The organism is Aeromonas sp. R9-2 (genome assembly GCF_040908025.1).
Lineage (GTDB): Bacteria > Pseudomonadota > Gammaproteobacteria > Enterobacterales > Aeromonadaceae > Aeromonas > Aeromonas veronii.
In genome coordinates, this window is sequence record NZ_JBFOCX010000025.1 from 105,126 (window position 1) to 124,243 (window position 19,118).

The 19,118-nt window shown below is 49.8% G+C and carries 17 protein-coding genes; 7 read left to right on the forward strand and 10 right to left on the reverse strand.

Going from position 1 to position 19,118, the window contains the following annotated elements:
• Positions 1-76 precede the first annotated feature (76 nt).
• The 7 genes from mtnN (at position 77) to asnB (ending at position 7,835) form a co-directional block, all read left to right on the forward strand.
• The gene (mtnN, locus tag AB5Y71_RS12875; RefSeq protein ID WP_201957640.1) at positions 77-769 is read left to right on the forward strand and encodes a 5'-methylthioadenosine/S-adenosylhomocysteine nucleosidase; all 693 of its coding nucleotides are present in this window, start codon (positions 77-79) and stop codon (positions 767-769) included.
• Positions 766-1,728 (forward strand): cobalamin biosynthesis protein, encoded by a 963-nt coding sequence (locus AB5Y71_RS12880; protein WP_368171740.1) that lies wholly within the window; start codon positions 766-768, stop codon positions 1,726-1,728. Before mtnN ends, AB5Y71_RS12880 begins: the two co-directional genes overlap by 4 nt.
• Positions 1,721-2,566 carry a cobalamin-binding protein gene (locus tag AB5Y71_RS12885; RefSeq protein WP_368171741.1) on the forward strand — a complete coding sequence of 282 codons (846 nt, stop codon included), beginning with the start codon at positions 1,721-1,723 and terminating at the stop codon, positions 2,564-2,566. Before AB5Y71_RS12880 ends, AB5Y71_RS12885 begins: the two co-directional genes overlap by 8 nt.
• Positions 2,567-2,725: 159 nt before the next feature.
• Positions 2,726-3,730, forward strand: coding sequence for a UDP-N-acetylglucosamine 4,6-dehydratase (inverting) (gene pseB, locus AB5Y71_RS12890; protein ID WP_216950542.1), 1,005 nt, complete (start codon positions 2,726-2,728; stop codon positions 3,728-3,730).
• The gene (gene pseC / locus AB5Y71_RS12895; RefSeq protein ID WP_201991360.1) at positions 3,727-4,860 is read left to right on the forward strand and encodes a UDP-4-amino-4,6-dideoxy-N-acetyl-beta-L-altrosamine transaminase; all 1,134 of its coding nucleotides are present in this window, start codon (positions 3,727-3,729) and stop codon (positions 4,858-4,860) included. Before pseB ends, pseC begins: the two co-directional genes overlap by 4 nt.
• Before the next feature lie 21 nt (positions 4,861-4,881).
• A complete protein-coding gene (locus AB5Y71_RS12900) occupies positions 4,882-5,805 on the forward strand; it encodes a class I SAM-dependent methyltransferase (protein WP_216950540.1) in 924 nt (307 codons plus the stop codon).
• 164 nt (positions 5,806-5,969) lie between these two features.
• Positions 5,970-7,835, forward strand: a complete 1,866-nt coding sequence (gene asnB / locus AB5Y71_RS12905) for an asparagine synthase (glutamine-hydrolyzing) (protein WP_368171742.1) — start codon at positions 5,970-5,972, stop codon at positions 7,833-7,835.
• 72 nt (positions 7,836-7,907) lie between these two features.
• On the opposite strand, the gene rffA is transcribed toward asnB, so the two are convergent.
• The 10 genes from rffA to AB5Y71_RS12955 all read right to left on the reverse strand — a co-directional run bounded on the left by rffA (position 7,908) and on the right by AB5Y71_RS12955 (position 18,996).
• Positions 7,908-9,041 (reverse strand): dTDP-4-amino-4,6-dideoxygalactose transaminase, encoded by a 1,134-nt coding sequence (rffA, locus tag AB5Y71_RS12910; RefSeq protein ID WP_368171743.1) that lies wholly within the window; start codon positions 9,039-9,041, stop codon positions 7,908-7,910.
• 91 nt (positions 9,042-9,132) lie between these two features.
• The gene (locus AB5Y71_RS12915; RefSeq protein WP_368171744.1) at positions 9,133-9,834 is read right to left on the reverse strand and encodes a hypothetical protein; all 702 of its coding nucleotides are present in this window, start codon (positions 9,832-9,834) and stop codon (positions 9,133-9,135) included.
• A gap of 88 nt (positions 9,835-9,922) precedes the next feature.
• On the reverse strand, positions 9,923-10,702 hold the full coding sequence (locus AB5Y71_RS12920; RefSeq protein ID WP_080630533.1) for a TylF/MycF/NovP-related O-methyltransferase: 780 nt from the start codon (positions 10,700-10,702) through the stop codon (positions 9,923-9,925).
• An 11-nt stretch (positions 10,703-10,713) separates the two neighbouring features.
• Positions 10,714-11,724 (reverse strand): TDP-N-acetylfucosamine:lipid II N-acetylfucosaminyltransferase, encoded by a 1,011-nt coding sequence (locus tag AB5Y71_RS12925; protein ID WP_368171745.1) that lies wholly within the window; start codon positions 11,722-11,724, stop codon positions 10,714-10,716.
• 11 nt (positions 11,725-11,735) lie between these two features.
• Positions 11,736-12,563 carry a bifunctional 2-polyprenyl-6-hydroxyphenol methylase/3-demethylubiquinol 3-O-methyltransferase UbiG gene (locus tag AB5Y71_RS12930; protein WP_120413992.1) on the reverse strand — a complete coding sequence of 276 codons (828 nt, stop codon included), beginning with the start codon at positions 12,561-12,563 and terminating at the stop codon, positions 11,736-11,738.
• On the reverse strand, positions 12,553-14,268 hold the full coding sequence (locus AB5Y71_RS12935) for an asparagine synthase-related protein (protein WP_368171746.1): 1,716 nt from the start codon (positions 14,266-14,268) through the stop codon (positions 12,553-12,555). Before AB5Y71_RS12935 ends, AB5Y71_RS12930 begins: the two co-directional genes overlap by 11 nt.
• Before the next feature lie 27 nt (positions 14,269-14,295).
• Complete coding sequence (locus tag AB5Y71_RS12940) at positions 14,296-15,459, reverse strand: glycosyltransferase (protein ID WP_368171747.1); 1,164 nt, start codon at positions 15,457-15,459, stop codon at positions 14,296-14,298.
• A complete protein-coding gene (locus AB5Y71_RS12945) occupies positions 15,459-16,823 on the reverse strand; it encodes a glycosyltransferase family 2 protein (RefSeq protein ID WP_368171748.1) in 1,365 nt (454 codons plus the stop codon). The genes AB5Y71_RS12940 and AB5Y71_RS12945 overlap by 1 nt, the downstream gene beginning before the upstream one ends.
• A 44-nt stretch (positions 16,824-16,867) precedes the next feature.
• Positions 16,868-18,028 carry a UDP-galactopyranose mutase gene (gene glf, locus AB5Y71_RS12950; RefSeq protein ID WP_368171749.1) on the reverse strand — a complete coding sequence of 387 codons (1,161 nt, stop codon included), beginning with the start codon at positions 18,026-18,028 and terminating at the stop codon, positions 16,868-16,870.
• Positions 18,025-18,996 carry a glycosyltransferase gene (locus AB5Y71_RS12955; protein WP_216950531.1) on the reverse strand — a complete coding sequence of 324 codons (972 nt, stop codon included), beginning with the start codon at positions 18,994-18,996 and terminating at the stop codon, positions 18,025-18,027. The genes glf and AB5Y71_RS12955 overlap by 4 nt, the downstream gene beginning before the upstream one ends.
• Between the last annotated feature and the right edge of the window lie 122 nt (positions 18,997-19,118).

Genomic DNA, 19,118 nt, shown 5'->3' on the forward strand with positions numbered 1-19,118 from the left:
CGGCGCCGACGCCATCTTTTGTTATGATCTACAGCAACTTAAATTCAGCCACACGGCTATCAAGACGAGGTCAGCAATGAAAGTAGGTATTATCGGCGCCATGGAGCAAGAAGTGGCCCTGCTGCGCAGCCAGATGAGCAACCCCACCACCCTGCAACTGGGCGGCTGCGAGTTCTATCAAGGGGAGCTGGCAGGCAAAGAGGTGATCCTGACCCGCTCCGGTATCGGTAAGGTCGCCGCCAGCGTGGCCACCAGCCTGCTGCTGGAAAAATTTGCCCCCGACTGCGTCATCAATACCGGCTCTGCGGGCGGCTTTGCCCAAGACCTGCATATCGGTGATGTGGTGATCGCCAGCGAGATGCGTTTCCACGATGTGGACGTGACCGCCTTTGGTTACGAGATGGGCCAGATGGCGCAGCAACCCGCCACCTTCCCCTGCGACGAGAAACTCATCGCGGTCGCTCAGGATTGCATCGCCGAGCAGGGCAAGCACCAGACCAAGGTCGGCCTTATCTGCACCGGCGATCAGTTCATGTGCAAACCGGACGCCATCGCCAAGGCTCGCGCCGACTTCCCGCAGATGCTGGCGGTCGAGATGGAAGGTGCAGCGATCGGTCAGGTGTGCCACATGTTCAAGGTGCCCTATCTGGTGGTACGCGCCATGTCCGATATCGCTGGCAAGGAACAGGTTGAATCCTTCGATGCCTTCATCGAAGTGGCCGGCAAGCACTCCGCCGAAGTGATCATCAAGATGCTCGGCAAGCTGTGATCGAGACCGGCTCGCTTGATTTGATGGCCGACGCCCTCCTTTCGACGACGGCGGCCATTCTGGTAGGTGCTGCTCTGCTGGAGGCGGTGATCCCGTGGCCATCTCATCTGCGTCTTTCGGCCGTGACGCCCCTGCTGACCCGGCTGGGGCACAAGGTACACAGACCTGATGGTTCACCCGACCAGCAAATGCAGGCCGGCCTGCTGGCAATGCTGGTAGTCTGGCTCCCCTGCGCCGCCGGGCTCTGGTCGCTGCGCAATCTGGCCCTGAGCGAGCCGCTGTTTGACCTGCTGTTTCTGCTATTGATGATCGAATCTCGTCCACTGCGCGAACTCGCCCATGCCACCCGCTCGCTCGCCACGCAGGAGACCCTGCCGCTGGCAAGATTGCAGGCGGCTCACTGGCTCCAGCGGGAGACTGGCAAACTTTCTACCATGGGGATTGTCAAAGCGGTGACTGAGAGCTGCGCCCTGCGTATGGTCGGCCAATGGGCTGGCCCGCTGCTGGGATTTGCCCTGGCTGGCGTACAGGGCGCCCTGCTCTGGCGGCTGGTGCAGCTGATGAATCAGAGCTGGAGTCGCAAAGATCCCGCCTTCAACCACTTTGGTCGCGCCGCCAGCGCGCTATATCAGGGGCTCAATGCCTCCGTCATTTTGCTGCTGGGGCTGCCACTGCTGGCAAGCCGTCTCAAGCAGGCTGCACAGTTGCTGCGAAGTGGAGCGCTCTGGCCCTATCCCGCCATCGGGATGCTGTTGACACTACTTGCTGACAAGTGCCGGATCCGTCTTGGCGGCCCCCGCTACTATCAGGGTACCTTGCAACGCTGGTCGATACTTGGCAGCGGTGATGACCCCGACGGTGAGTCACCGCGCAAGGTGCTCAATATTCTACAAGGAATTGGCTGGGGCTGGTTGATGCTGGCGCTGCTTGTCACTGTGGCGGGGTTATTTCATGGTTAGATGGTTGCGATTGCCTATCTGGCTGCCCTGCGTGCTGCTGGCCTGGTTGCCCGGTGTCCTGCAGGCCGCGACCCCGAACCGGGTGGTGAGCGTGGTGCCACATCTTACCGAGCTGCTTTATGACATCGGAGCCGGTGACAAGCTGGTCGCCATCGACGATGCCTCCGACTATCCTGCCGAGGTCAAAACCAAACCAAAGGTAGCGAATTATCGCAGCATCAACGTCGAGGCGCTGCTGGCGCAAAAGCCGGATCTCATTCTCGGCTGGCGCTCGGCTCAATCACGGATGCTGGCCCCGTTGGAGCAGCTGGGTATCCCGGTTTTCTACTCGGAGCCCACCGATTTTTCCTCGCTGGCGACCGAAATGCGGGCGCTGGGCAAATTGCTTGGGGCGGAGAAGAGTGCCAACGAAGCCGCCGATCGCTATCTGGCGCGTCTGCATTCCCTGCAACAGCGCTATGGCCAACCAACCGGCGTCAAGGTGTTCTACCAACTCTGGTACCCGCCGCTCACCAGCGTCAGTGGCAATGCCTGGCCGGCTCAGGCCATCGAACTCTGCGGCGGGATCAACATCATGGCGAATGCCAAGACCCCCTATCCTCAAATTGACATGGAACAGGTGATCAGGGCCAACCCCACGCTGATCCTGGCCGGGAGTCAAGATCCTGACGCCCTGCGTCACTGGCGAAAGTGGCCAAATCTCGACGCGGTGCAGCATCAGCGACTCGATTTGATCAACTCGGATGAGCTGCACCGCTTCACCCCGAGAGCCCTCAATGCGGTGGAGCAGATTTGCCAAGCTATCCAGCTCAGCTCGCAAAGCACCAGCACATCTTGATACATCACTAATGATGAGGATCGACCTGAAGTGTTCTGGGTAGCAACCAAATCTTTAGAACTGTTTTTGTGTGAATGGATCACACTCTTTGCCAAAAAAGCTGGTACTTTATTTGCTAGCATATGATTCATCTACTGTTTTTATGACGAGATGCCCACAATGTTCAACGATAAAACGCTACTGATCACAGGTGGCACCGGCTCGTTTGGCCAACGATTGGTCAAAACAGTACTGGAACGTTATAAACCCAAACGCCTTATCATTTATTCTCGCGACGAGCTGAAGCAGTTCGAGATGCAGCAAGAGTTCAACGACCCCTGCATGCGTTATTTCATTGGGGATGTCAGAGACGCCAACCGCCTTACCATGGCAATGCGCGGCGTGGATTACGTAGTTCATGCAGCCGCACTCAAGCAGGTTCCTGCCGCTGAATACAACCCCATGGAGTGCATTAAAACCAATATCCATGGTGCAGAGAACGTTATCCAGGCCGCTTTGCTCAATCAAGTCAAAAAAGTTATTGCCCTCTCCACTGACAAAGCCGCCAATCCAATCAATCTCTACGGCGCCACCAAACTGGCATCAGACAAACTCTTCGTGGCAGCAAACAACATCGCGGGGCAGGATCCCACCCGTTTTGCCGTAGTTCGCTACGGTAACGTGGTCGGTTCTCGCGGCTCTGTCGTCCCCTTCTTCCAAAAGCTGATTGACCAGGGAGCAGATGCGTTACCCATCACCCATGAGGAGATGACGCGTTTCTGGATCACTTTGCAGCAAGGGGTGGATTTCGTGCTGGAAAATTTTGGGCGGATGAAGGGGGGGGAAATATTTGTTCCCAAGTTGCCATCCGTCCGAATTACGGAGCTCGCCAGTGCTATGGCCCCTCACCTGCCACACAAGATCATCGGCATTCGCCCGGGAGAGAAGCTCCATGAAGTGATGTGCCCTGCCGATGACTCTTATCACACCTTCGAGTTTGATGACTTCTTCGTGATTGGCCCAACCATCAACTTCAATAATCGCAACAACGACTTCTCCAAAACAGCTGCGGGCGAAAAAGGAAAAATGGTAGAGCAGGGCTTTGAATATAACTCTCGCAGCAACCCTCACTTTTTTACCATTGAACAGCTTTTGAAAATGAACCAAAAAGGGAGTGCAGAATGATCCCATATGGCCGCCAATCCATCAGCCAGGCAGATATCGATGCTGTCGTGGAAGTTCTCAAGTCCGACTTCCTGACTCAGGGGCCAGTCGTCCCCCGTTTCGAGCAAACAGTAGCTGATTACTGCGGAGCTAAATTTGGGGTGGCGGTCAATTCAGGTACAGCAGCACTGCATATCGCCTGTCTGGCGCTGGGCGTCGGCCACGGGGATTGGGTCTGGACATCGCCCATCAGCTTCGTTGCATCCGCCAACTGTGCTCTCTATTGCGGTGCACAAGTCGACTTCGTCGACATTGAGCCCGATACAGGGAACATGTGCGCAGTGGAGCTGGAGAGGAAACTGATTGCCGCCCAGGCGGAAGGAAAACTACCCAAAGTAGTAATACCGGTACACTTCGCCGGCCTCCCCTGCGACATGCAGGAGATCCACCGCCTGGGGCAAGAGTACGGTTTCCGGATCATCGAGGATGCCTGCCACGCCCTCGGTGCCCGTTATCATGGTGAGCCTACCGGCAATGGCCGCTATAGCGACATCACCATCTTCAGCTTCCACCCGGTGAAGATCATCACCACCGGCGAGGGTGGCATGGCGATGACCAACGACCCTGCGCTCGCCAAAACCATGCGCATGCTACGCAGCCACGGCATCACCCGCGAACCGGAAGACTTCATCAATGAACCGGACGGCCCCTGGTACTACGAGCAGCAGATGCTGGGCTTCAACTACCGCATGACGGATATTCAGGCAGCACTGGGATTGAGCCAGATGCAGAATCTGGAAAGCTGGATCGCCAAGCGAGGCGAGATTGCCCGTCGTTACTTTGAAACTTTGTCTCCTGAGCGTCTGCGCCGTTACTTCGGCGAAGAACGACGCAGCGCATTTCACCTGTATGTACATCATGTGGCACCCGAACAACGCTTTAACCTATTCCAGCTACTACGCGATCATGGGATTGGGGCCAACGTGCACTATATGCCAATCTACAAGCAGTCTTGGTATCAGCACAAACAGCAAACATCATTGCCGCAGGCTGAACAGTTCTATGCCAGTGCCATCACCTTGCCGCTTTTTCCAAGCTTGAGCTCTGCCCAGCAAGACCTCATTCACGCCCATTTGTTGTCAATGATCTGATCTCGATCCGCGGAGCGCCTTATGCAAATTCTGATCTACGGGACTTCGACCCAAGCACTTCATTTCTTACCGGCATTGGCATTGAACCATACGCTGCAGGGCTTTGTTGACAGTGATCCGGCCAAACAGGGCTCGCACTGGATGAACAAGCCGGTATATCACCCCAGTCAGCTTTCAGGCGTCCAATTCGACAAAATCTTGATCGCCAGCTCTTTTGTCAGCGAGATCAACCAGACGCTGGTAAGTTATGGAATCGAGCCGGGCACCCCCGTCGTAGAGTGTGACGAGATACTGCAGACCAGTCGCGAATATGAGAATGCCCTGCAAGCAGAGCGTTCCAAACGCGAGGATATGCTGCCGAAGATCCCCCTGCTGCAGCAGCATATCGAGGGCACAACCTTGTTGACCAATCGATTGGCTCTGCTCGAGAAGTTACCCACCCAGGGCGTCGTAGCCGAACTGGGCGTGGCGGCGGGTGATTTTAGTCGCCAGATCATGGATATCTGTGCTCCGGCGCAGCTACATCTGGTGGACATATGGGGTTCGGATCGCTACGGCGAAGAGTTGTACCTGAGTGTGAACAACCATTTTCAGCAGCAACGACAGCGCGGAGAGGTGACCATTCACCGCAAACCTTCGCTGGAGGCACTGGAGAGTTTCCCGGATCAGACCTTCGATTGGGTATATATCGATACCACCCACAGTTATGAATTAACCCGAGATGAGCTCCGAGCCTGTGCCAGAAAAGTAAAATCAACCGGCATTATTGCCGGACATGACTATATGCAGGGCAATTGGCGCACTCAATATCGCTATGGCGTCATCGAAGCGGTGCATGAGTTTTGCGTGGAATATAACTACCGAGTGCTTTATTTGACGATGGATATCGCTGAGTGCCTGAGTTTTGCATTGATTAAGAATAACGATGACGGATTAGCACAATAATACCTGTCCGGGCAGTCGTATTCTGCCTGACGTGTCGTTTAGTGATTGTTGAACGCATCAGGCTCGATAACCTCACAGGATCGTGCGAGCCTACGAACCACAGCCAAGGGTATTTCAGGGATGCTTTTTAAAAAGCAGACGTAACGGAATCAGGCGGAAATCATATGTGTGGAATTTACTGCAAACTCTATAAATCAGAAGATGTTCAGCCAAATACGCGTTATGAAGATAAAACGACGTTATTAAAGCACCGAGGCCCGGATTGCCAGCAAGTCGTCTATCGAAAAAATGTCGTAATGGGACACACCAGACTCGCCATCCTCGATACACGTAACGCCGCGGCACAACCCTATAAAAATGACCGCGCCATGCTGGTTTTTAATGGCGAAATTTATAATTACAGGGAATTAGCCACACAATATCTTACAGATATCGAATTGCAAACCACCTCTGATACCGAGGTGTTGTTTGAGCTGCTAAATAGAATGGGAACCAGCGCGATTGCCAAACTGGATGGTATGTTTGCGTTTGCATATATGAATTTTGTAACGCAAGAACTGATTGTCGCTCGCGATATCAGTGGAATTAAACCGCTGTATTATATCGAAACCGACGATGCCATCGAAATTGCTTCCGAAATCAAAAGCCTTGATTATGTAATCTCGCGGGAAAAATTAAAGGATCAAATCCGGGTAGGAGCGTTTCAAGATAGCAACCTGCCGTATCAGAATGTCACGATCCTCGAGGGCGGTACCCAGCTCACTTATTCGTGCCACCAAGCCAAGTCTCAATTAAGTACCTTTGCCAATCCATTATTTTTTATCGATAACAGTGTCTTTCAACGGCGCAAAACGCAATCCCTTTCCAGCCTTGTGGATGAGCTGGAAATGCTGGTGGTCAACAATGTGAAGTCCCATCTGGTCAGCGATGCGCCGCTGGCTACCCTCTGTAGCGGCGGAGTGGACTCTAGCCTGATCTCCGCCATTGCATCCCAAGCGGTGCCACTCGACCTCTATCATGCCGGCGTGGATGGCGGCGGCGGGGAAGAAGAATATGCCGAGATGGTATCCAAACATCTGGGCAAGAATATTATTTACGAAAAAATGACGGCCGAAAAATATTGGTCTGCTTTTCCATACCTAACCTATATTTCTGATTTACCCATTTATCATCCCAACGATGTCAGCCTGCACTGCATCGCCAGCAAAGCTCACTGCAATGGCATAAAGGTCATGTTATCGGGTGAAGGCGCAGATGAATTATTTGGCGGTTATTCGTGGCATCAACGCCAGATGAAGCAATATCGACTGGCCAGAATATTTGCTAGCAAAAAATCGCTGCTAACGCGGCTTTCAGGTGATTACGCGAAAACATTGCGCAATGGTTTCGAACAGTTCACGGTAGAGGACATAGCTAATTACATGCCGCTTGGCTTGGGATATTTTGATATGTCGAATGATCTGATGATGCGATCATTCTTATTCGAGAGCCAGGACTTTGCTAATTGGAAGCGGCTATCAGCAATACAGGAACAGTTCGACACATTGGCAACCACTGCGTTCGAAAAGCATATGTTGAGTGCGATCCATTTTAATTTTTATGGCCATCTCGGCAGTATATTACACCGCACAGATAGAATATTGATGGCTAACTCGATTGAAGGGCGCGTGCCGTTTTTAACGAAAGAGATCATCGATTTTTCAATGAATTTACCACTCAACCTGAAAATAAATCGACGTATCCGCAAGGACGGCAAATACCTGTTAAAGAAACTGGCTGAGCGCTATCTGCCAGAGAAGGTAATTTACCGACCTAAGGCCGGCTTCCCGGTACCGATGCAAGAATATGTGCAGCCCATCGAACGAATTTTTGAAAATGGCTATGTCATGGAGTTCACCGGCATGTCACTGCGCATGCTCAAAGAGTTCTATAGCGCCAATCCCTATTTGAAATTCAGAATGCTGGCTCTTGAGGTCTATGGGCGGATCTTTATTCGGCATGAAGATTATCGCAATATCCATATAGAGTAGACATATGACGTAGTTATCACGGTTTAACTGATTGTGTTTAGCCGTGATAACCAGCCTGAGTGTATTAACATGCTAGCCATGGCTCGACAGGAAATTCACAATGCGTTCGCAGATGAAATCAACCTCATCATTCGATAAGTCAAAATACATGGGTAGTCGCACGATTGAGTCAGTAAACTTATCAGCATGCGGTAACGACCGGCCGTCGTGTTTATCTTGAAAATAGGGACTGCAGTGTAAAGATTGATAATGAAAAACTGCTTTAATGTCCGCGAGGTCCAAATATTTAATTAACTGGCTGCGCTGTTGCAGGCTGGCACAATCCAGATAAAACATATGGGCATTATTGGTGGCATAAGCAGGAATCAATGGCAATCTGATACCGTATGCAGCGACCACAGGTGTCAGCGCCTGCCAATAGCGCTGCCATATTTCCAAGCGGCGTTTTTGAATCACATCCAACTGCTCTAATTGTGCATACAAGTAAGCTGCTATAATATCGGACGGCAGGAACGAAGAGCCAATATCAACCCAGCCGTACTTATCAACCTCGCCACGAAAGAATGAACTGCGGTTTGTTCCTTTCTCGCGGATTATTTCAGCGCGATGTGCATATTGTTTATCGTTGATAACCAACAAGCCACCTTCGCCGGAAATAATGTTCTTGGTCTCGTGGAACGAGAATGTTGATAAACAGCCGACACTGCCTAATGGCCGTGATTTATAAAATGAATTGATGGCTTGTGCCGCATCTTCAACTACGGGAATATTATATTTTTCGGCGATCTGCATGATGGCATCCATATCACATGCCACTCCTGCATAATGCACGACTATGATGGCTCGTGTGCGCGGAGTAATAAGGGCTTCAATTTGCGCCGGATCAATATTTGGGTGATCGGCATAAGAATCAGCAAACACGATATTGGCACCGCGCAGGACAAATGCATTCACAGTAGAAACAAAGGTATAGCTGGGCGCTATCACCTCATCGCCAGGCTGGATGTTGAGCAGAATAGCTGCCATTTCCAAGGCATCGGTACAGGATGTCGTCAGCAACACCTTATCAAAGTGATAGCGGGACTCCAGATAATGGTGACATTTGTGCGTAAACACACCATCGCCGGAAATTTTACCACTGGCCACCGACTCGGCAATATAGACCAGCTCCCGACCATGTAGATAAGGCTTATTAAAAGGAATCATAGTGACCTGCCTTTGATGATGCATTTCTGCCGTTATCACAAGCCTAGCAAGCAAACGACCACATAGCCTCGATAGACATCAATAATAATATCTAGTCCGTGATCATTAAGTGATAACCGCACAATGCCCTATCAATATGAAATGGAAATGAGTTGTATAAATTTAGAACACCAACATTCGCGGCCGAGATCAGGGTGGTAATTTTCTGGAGATCTCTGTGCTGGGCCAATTTAAAGGCCGCCTGCCAAAGCGGAACCGATAGCATCGAATATTCAGCACAGGTGCCCGTCAATATCCAATCGAGATCATGACCATTCAGCGATGGCCGCTGTGCATGAAAGCCCACCACTTTATCGCCATGTTTAGCCAAGAAAAGTTCGAATGGCGAGCAGGCTAATGCATCGATCCAGTTCGCCGTCCGCTGCTGGGCAGCCGTATAATCAACATACAAGTCTTCAAGCATTCTGCCATGTTTGAAATCATCGCGAGCCATGGTTTTGATAAGAGCGATATCTTGCTGTGATTGCACTGGCACAAGGAGCAAACGGCTGCTTAGATCACGTGCAAAAATATGACGTTTTGGGTTACGAAATGATAATTCGTAGCTTAGCTCTGCATAATAAAAACCGGCGAGCTCAAGCAGGTGGCGCTTTTCTCGTACATGTTCCACTCTGGCCTGCACATATTCGAAACCTGCTTGCTTTATGAAGTCGATAGCAGAAGGTAGCAAAGCATTAAAGTCAGAACAGTCCGGACAACCATCCACAATTTCACATGTTTTTTTAGCCAACACGGCATCATTCCAGGGAGTCGGTCGCACTTCAATAAAGTGCGACGGCTGACCCGGCATAATAAAGCACTGCGACCCCATCGCTGGCGACTTATTCCCCATAGACGGCCCAGGCACAATGGGATTGCAGTGGTGTTCTATACAGACGCAAATTATTGAGTCCTAATACTTCGTCCAATGCGCGTGTTTCGCCAGGGAAAAACTCGCAATTCAATTCATCAAAGACCAGTAATGAACCACGTGTGAGACGGGGAATAATTTTTTCCAATACGTCTCTGGTTGGCTTATAAAGATCCATATCAAAAATGGCCATAGAAATAATGGCATGTGGGTTATCTGCCAACCATTTATCAATGGTCACCGAGGCATCGCCCTTAATCAGCCGATGTTTTACCAGATCATTCATCGGTGCAAAGCTTTCATGCAGTTTTAACAGCTGTGCTAGTTTATCTTCATATTCATCAGTCGATTTATAATCGCCAGCATTCGCATAGGCACCATCTTTTACATCTACCGATGGAAACCCTTCGAACGTATCGAACCCATGAATGACACGGCTTTGATTAAACGGCTCAAAGATGCTGCGCATATTAATCAGCAATGACATGCCGGCGCCCCAGTGCACACCAAATTCACAAATAACGCCTGGAACATCGACTATTTTTTTATACAACTCGGCATAATAAAGAACGCGCGCCACAGAATCGACCCGTAACGAGACCAGATTATGGCGATGCCACGCCTCACCAAATAATGGGGATAGTTCATGGACCAAGGTTTTCAATTGCTGAGTGTTGTTTGATTTTTCATTGGATGTATAAACCAACTCACCATCACGTGATTGCAGCGATAATTTATCATCATTGCGCATAGACACCTCTACTAACGATTAAAAATAGTGCGCCAGTCATTAATCAGCTGGGTATGGCTAAAATAGCGTTGAATGATTTTAGCATTCTGCGTGTTATAGCCTATATTTGCCAGCGCCACATCTATTTGATCGGTTGAAAAAAGTTCGACACCCAGCTCTTGCAAGAATTTTCTTGATGTCGTCTCGGAATGCATCGCCACCGGAATGCCGCGCCCCAATAGCGAAATCAAATTGCCCATTCCATGCTGACGCCATGAGGGCATAATCGCCAAATCAATATTGTTCAAAAATAACTCGTAATGCTCTCGTGTCGAAAACTCAAGCAGTGGATTAAAGCGTTCATTTAATTTAGCATGACCGACGGCAACGACTTTATTGATATAATCCGGGTTGGGAGGGTAAGCTAACGGCGAAAAAATTGCGGCATTTTCAATATTTGAAAAGTATTCAATCCAGTAAATATGATCATTTTCTACCGCGCTGGAATGGCCAAGCAAGATATTTACAGTTTGAGGACTCTCCGCACACTCACCACGCGGATCACACTCCGGTCCGCCGTAAATATTACTTGGATAACAGAAACAAGAAAAAGACTGCCCCCTGGCCTCATACTTCTTCCTGACCCATCCAACATCACCAGGAATAAAAGAAATTAAACCTGCGACCGCAGCGATCACTTTTTTATGATTATATGAATATTGATCATAATAGTAAAAATCCCCCCCCCACATGGTCCAAAAAGATTTGTCTAGCCAATCTTTCTTTTGCACTAACAGACCATTCACTTTATCACGCCACAGGCCATGTAATATTATTTTGTCCGCGGCATCGAAATAGGAAGCCAGGGTAACAAAGTCTTCATCTCGGTATAAAAACTCTACAGGATGGTGCGGTTGCAAACCAAACTGATACTTGGGGCTGGTAATAAACACAAAGCGATGCTGACTCACATCAAAATTCGCCATCATAAAATCAAGGAACGATGGCATAAACTTCTCGATGACCATGACATGCAGAATCATAGAGCCTCTATCTATTTGCCAACAACAATGTACATGTTTTCACATTGATAAAATGATTTTATCCATCTCTGCAACTGCAACATGATGCTCAGCAACCCGATTGGCAGATGATATTTTTCGGATAGCAATTTTAATTTTTTAGCCTTCCGGCTTTCACCAACATTAACAATCGACAAGTGAGGGTATGTGTCTTTAATATAATTAACTACTCTGTCACTAGTTATCCAATTCAAGGTATCGATGCCACTAGTTGGTCGATTAAGTGCTCTCAGCAGCTTCTTGGCCCAATAATTGTTTAGCTTTGGTAACAGCGGCAATATATAGTGCGGTTCAAAAAAACCAAAATAGTCAGGAGCCTGAATGATTATTTTGCCTCCCGTCTTGGTGACCCGAATCATTTCATCAAGACAGGCAGTGACATCCTGAACATGTTCAAGTGTCTGATATGTGGTAACGAGATCAAACTTCTCATCACAAAAATCCAACTTTTCACCCAGGCCATACTGTATTCTATCCGCGTATGTTGCATATTTTTCGTCTTCTGCAATACGCATATTGATGTACTCTAATTTCCAAGCTTCTGGCTCAACGCCATAAACATCATGCCCTCTTTTTAATCCGCGAAAAACAAAAGAGCCAACACCTGCAGCCATATCAAGAATAGTGCCATCAGCATCGCCAAAATGTTCCAGCTCATGCCAGCGGCCATTAAGATCATGGTCAAAATCCGACCAGGCCTCGATCACATCATCCAAGTAGGTTGGATTCTGTAATCCGAAATAAAATAACGACTCTTCATACACGCGCGCGCTTATAAATTGTTTGCTTTCAACTGACATGGTATGCCTCGTCTGATTTTTCGAAACAATACTGCAAAAACAGTTCTATGGTTGCGGCTCTGAGCAATTTATTGCTGCGGTTTAAGTTCTGCTCTAGATGGGGCACATAGTACATTGCATGCCAATTCTCATCGGTAAACTGTCGATAGAGTGCGGTCAGCGGATTCAATATTTTGTTCAGCTTTTCCGCAATGTCTGGCTGCCGGATCCAGCTTGGATAATCGGCATAATGATCAGTTTTACATTCAGGCATGGGCATGCCGGGGTTATTGTCGATTGTCTTGCCTGTTTTTTGCCAGGGAATTGATTTGTAAAATTTAGGAAACTGCTCCAGCAGCACGGCAGAATACAGCCGATTGCCGAGTCGATACTCATCATTAATCGAGAAGACAAACTCCAGCAATTCATTATCAAGAAATGGTTTTTTATGCTCCAACCAGGCGGATGACGCCAGGGTTCCCATATTGGTAAAGCGGCGAACCCGGTTCATAAAAAGATTTGGCTCAACATGTGGGGTGTCATAAAAAGATGATTCGATGTTAGCCAGATAGGTGTGCTGGCCATAATACAACTCGGCAATCTCCGGGGTAATTCTCTTATTTGCCGTTTCCGCGCTCAAAAAACTCGGCCCCAGAATCGCATCACCACAATAACCACTGAGGGTATATCGCCCTTGCTGGGTAATTTGGTCAACAAACTCACAGCCATGCATGTGCTGCATATCCAGAAAACCATCTGTTAGCCAGATAGTCGGTATTCTTTTTTCAAACCAGTTATCCGGCGTCAGCTCATGAATCACATGGGGCCAGCCAACCATTTCGGTTACCTTCTGCGCCAACACAATGTCGGCACATTGATCTGTACCAAAGGTATAACAGGCCCCTTTATATCCAGGATGCATCTGGTGTGTGGCGGCCAGTAACATTCTTGAATCCAGCCCACCACTGATGGGAAATACCAGCGATTCCGCCATATCCAGCCGCCGCTGCACGGCGTGCATAACAATTTCGCTCAACGCATCGACCGCATCATTGAACGACACGTTCTGTTGTTTGATATTTGCCCACGACCAGTAATGTTGGCTTTGTAGTCGATCGCTATCCAGGTCATAACTCAGCACTGTGGCTGGCGGTAGCAGCGTCACGCCGTCGAAATAGGTAATATCGCCGACCAGATATCCCAAGTCCATAAAACAGGAGAGAGCCTGTTGGCTGATTTTTTTTTCAAAAAAATCCAGCGATAAAAAAGCCTTTATTTCACTTCCCCAGGCGAAATGACCGTTGCGATGATAATAGAACAGTACTCGCATACCATTTCGATCTGAGACCAGGGTGATTTTTTTACGCTGCCGATCGAACAGCACCGCACAAAATATGCCATCCAGCCTTGCCAGCAAATCAGCTAACAGATTTTGTTGATAGCTCCAAATAATGGCGCCATTCAGGTCGTGAAATATTTGCTGATAATGCTGTGCTATCTCTTGCAAATTATAGGCACATCCCTCCACCCAAATCTGTAACAACCCAGATTCATCTTGATGTGTCTTTTTTGCATAAAATGAAAAGCATCGTACAGCAGCTACGTTGTCATCCTGATATTCGTGTTCGATTGCTACCGGGTAAAGCGCGGTTTGCTTACGAACGATCTGAGTTATCAGCTCCGAATGTTGCGGGTTTTTTTTTATATAACCAAATAGACCAGGCATATTGATTCGCCGTTGCAGGTTAATTTATTAAAATGTTATGTGTTTTAATCGTTCTTGTGCTATCTGCATGATGTTGGCGGTTTGCACACCCCACGAGAAATGTGACTCGGCGTAATGGTGCAGATTGCGGGCGGTCTCTGCTATCGGCAGTGAGAGATAGTTTTCATAGATGGCGACCAGATCAACAGGCTGATCATCGGCAGCCAGTTGCCATGTGCCAGATAATTGCTCGTGGCTAAAACTGTCCTCCAGGCTGTAGATAAACGGCAAACCGTAATACATAAATTCACGGTGCTTTAATGGTTCTGCGTAGCTGACGCCGGTGCGATGAAAACCCAATGACCCGAGACCAAGATGCACACCAGCATAACGATTTGCCAACGCATCAGGATCCAGCGCACCTGTGAAAGTCACATACTCGGCAACCCCCAATTCCTGGGCCTGTTGTGCCAACTGGGCCGAAGCGGGCCCCTGGCCGACCAGGAACAGCCGCAACTCGACCTCTGGGTAGGCTTTTACAAATTCGGGTATTGCCGGGAACAGCCGATCATAGCCGTGCCAACGCGCCAGATAGCCAACCCCTAGCAAGTGGAAAGCGTGGTGAATATCAGGCCTCGGCTGCGGCGCAGTCGGTGCGATCCAGGTTGCCCCGTTGCCCATCTTGTACAGCGGCCGCTGATGCAAGGTCGCACCCGGCAGCACTTGGCTGGGGGTGAAAAATCCGGCCACCAGGGGTGCCAACTGCAGGAAATAGCCCAGATCGGTCTTGGCGGCTTGAGCTGGCAATTCATTTCGATATTCCAGCGTGTACATCTCGACGAACATAGGCACTGCTGCGGCGTGCAGCTGCCGCGCCAGTTGCAGTAACTCATCGTTATGCATCGGGTTGTAACGCACATACGCCCACTCGAATGCGCGAGCCTGGGCTTGGTGCGTGGCAACCCAGGTGGCTACATGCACGAAGAAATCCCCAGGAGCCACCGCAGTAGTGATGATCTCGCGCTGGACTTCACTTCCCGCCTCGAACACCAGGCGCACTATGTTCGGACCATCGCCGCAGATCATATGCACTTGCGTGTGGTGGCGACTAAAGCCCTGAGCCTGAGCCAGCACCTTGCGCATAACGCCCAGGTGCCCACGTGTTTTAAGATTCACGTTATAGATAGCTAAAATTGATCCATACCCCGCCATTATGCCTCCGAAGCATAAAATGCATCTACTGACTGACGTGCCGACTCCAATTCAGTGGCGATCTGCAATGCCGTTACCCCGTCGATAGTCTGTGGTAGCAGATTCCAGAATAGATCGGTTAACAGCTCGTCATGTGCCACCTCAGTTGAGGTAACATCAAACAGGTGAGGAACCACGATCAGACGAATTGCAGTGGTCGACTCAGACAGAGGCACAGTGTTAACGCACTCGGGCCAGTCCCGGATACTCTTCGACAAGGTCTCATACAATGCAGGAGCCAGCACAAAACGGTGACTCTTTACATTAAATTGACCACAACTGACAATGAAACGGCACAGGCTATTGTGTTGTCTTGCTGCGGACATATCAGACTTTGTCACTGCACTCACATCTAGCAAGTAAACTCCGGGTGGAACCATAACCTGCAGCAGCTTTTGCTTGCCACTACCGCGATCAGGAAAGGCTCCCCCCCGATAACGCCCACCGATACCGGTGGCAGCATCTTGTAAACCACGTTGCATGGCAACAAGCAACTCGTCCATGGCATTCAAATGCTGGAAGGTGATATTACGTGCCAAGCTGCGCTGTACATAATGTTTGACCTGATGGGGAGGATAGCGAACAGGATGCTTTGCGAAGAAACTCAGCTTGTTACGCCAGTAGTAGTAACGAGGTAATGTATTAGTCGCATTAGCACCACCTCCCTTGTGCAAAGCCTGTAGTCTTGGCTGTGCGACTACACGCCAACCAGCATCCTGGACTCGTACACACCAATCAATGTCATCCCAATAAAGGAAAAAGTCCTCATCAAATACACCCACCCGTTCGATGATTTCAGCTTTTGTCATCAGACAACAAGCGGGCACATAATCACAATCCACCGGTTCCATCGCTATCGAGGAATAGGATTCACCCGCAAAATTAAGATGAAAACTAAAGGTAGCATCCTTTAAAGATACGTTGGAGCCGACCTCCTGTACCACCTCCGGATTATCCATTTTACATATTGCTGGTCCGATAACACCTATATCGTTGTGGTTAGCCAGTAAATCCATCATCCCAACTAGGGTGTTTGGTAGTACGACAGCATCATTATCCAGTAGCGCAATATAACGATACCCCATTTTTTGGGCTTGGCGCATACCATGAGCAAATCCCCCAGAGCCACCAACGTTTTCTTTTAATACTTCAAGTCTAATATTAGGATAGTATTGACGGATCAATGTTGCAGAGTCATCTGTTGATGCGTTATCTACAACAAAAATATCCGCCAGTTCACCCGCTGTATTTTGTACTGATTCGATCGCCCCGAGCACATAATTTTGCTTATTAAAATTACAGATAACCACACAGATTGGTTTCATTTTATTTTCTCACCGGCTAACACTTATCTATCAAATACCAAAAGCTAGTATGCCGTGCATATTTTATAGAAAAAATTTAATGCATTGCTCACCGCATCATCCATATCGAAATAGCGATACTCGGCAAGGCGCCCCAAAGCAATCAGTTGCGGGAACTGGGCCAATTCATCGCGGCAAGCCTGATAGTTCTGTTTGGCCTCATCGGTAAACAGCGGGTAGTAAGGCTCTAACCCCCGCTCAGGCTTATAGTTACAGGGATATTCGTACACGATACTGGTGCCGGGATGCACCTGCCCACTGAAATGCTTGAACTCGGTGATCCGGGTGAAGGCTTCTTCATTCGGATAATTGACGGTGGTGACAGGCTGAAATTGCTCTTGCGCCAGATGGCGATGTTCAAAACGCAGTGAGCGGTATGGCAAACAATTCCCTTCTGCCGACATCAACTGATCCAGCATACCGGTATAGATCAGTGGACCATCGAAAGGTGCGCCATCCAACCACACCAGCTTCTGATGCCAATCCAACCTGACACGCTGCACCATGGGGGTAGACAGCCGCACCTCAATCAAGGAGTGCGCAAGTATGCGCTCAAACATGGCGGTATAGCCTGCGGCCGGCACCGCCTGCCAGGGGTCAGTAAAATAGCGATCATCCCGACTCACCACCACGGGCACTCGTGCCGTCACCTCGGGGGAGATCTGGTCTGGCGCAACCCCCCACTGTTTACTGGTGTAGTTGACGAAGGCTTTCTGATAGATGAAGTCTGCCAATTCACCCAGCAGGGGATGCGCCTCTTTGCGCAGCTCCAGAATAGGCACTCTGGCACCATCACCAAACCGGGTGCGCAGGGCATCAATCATGGCGGCAGCTTTGTCGGCCTGGAAGCAACGTTCGATGCTGGTCAGGTTGAACGGGATCGGCACCAACTGCCCGTCAATGCGTGACAACACACGATGCTCATAAGGCAGCCACTCGGTAAACTGCGACAAGTAGTCCCACACCTCCTTGTTGTCGGTATGGAAGAGGTGTGGCCCATAGCGATGGACCAACACACCATGCTCATCATACTCGTCAAAGCAGTTGCCACCGATATGATCGCGCTGCTCCAGCACAAGTACCTTCCAACCGAGCTGGCTGGCCATTCGCTCAGCCATGACGGCACCGGAAAGCCCGGCGCCAATGATTATCGCCTGATAACTCATGCCGCCTCTCCAAACAATTGTTGCATGACCCGAGCAGGATGAGCTCGCTGCACCCACGCCAGTTGATGTCGCTCATCGAAGAACCAGCCTGGCGCCAGCTCCGCGACCTCGGCAACTGACTGTTCGATAAGTTGCGTGAAGCGCACGACGTCATCCTGCCGCAGAAAGTAGAGTGCGGCAGAGTAATAGTGATGGGCACGCCCCTGGGCAATGGCCACGGGATCCGCCCCAAACGCAGCGGCGTTATCACAGGCGCGCAGCAGATCGCGCAGCGACTGCTCACGACGTTCTGCCGATTTGCGGGTCTGTCCACCAAAGCTCTGGGTATGGAAGCGATAGCGGCCCAATAATTCGGGGATAAAATCCAGCGTCCCCGGATTGTGGGAGAGGTTCAAGATGTGCCAGGGATAATCGAGGATGATCTTGCACCCCTCATCGATGGCATTTTCCATCCCTTCATAACGGCGAAACATTATGGAACTTGCATTGACGAACACCCCGAAGCGGATCAATGCCTCCCGTGTCATCACGGATTCAAGATAGCGGGCATTGTAATAATCGCGGGTGAATAGCTTGATCCGTGCGCCAGTTTCATCATCAAACATCTCCGCTTCGTGGTAGCAAAGCGTGCAGTCAGTGTGCAAATCAAGATAATCGGCCTGGCTCTGCAGCTTGCCCGGCAGAGCAAGATCATCCCCGTCGACATAGGCGATGTATTCACCGGTAGCCTCTCTCAGCAAGCGTTTCTGGGTCTTGGCCAACCCCATATTCTGCGCATTCTGTAGTGCCTTGAGTTGCGGCCACTGCTGTGCCAGCCGATGCATAATGGCCCAGGAGTCATCGCTCGAGCCGTCATCAATGGCAATGACCTCAAAATCGAAATTGGTTTGCTGTTCCAGCAAACTAAGCAGACAGGGCTCGATAAAGCGCCCTAGGTTATACACCGGCACCAGTACGCTGACTTTCATAGAGAATCCAGAAGTAGAGTAAAAAAGAAGCGAATTAGAGAATTCGGACAAGGCTACCGCACGGTCTCTGTCAACCCTTCCTGCCCTTCATGGCAATATTTACTGCAAGAGCCGTGCCTGAC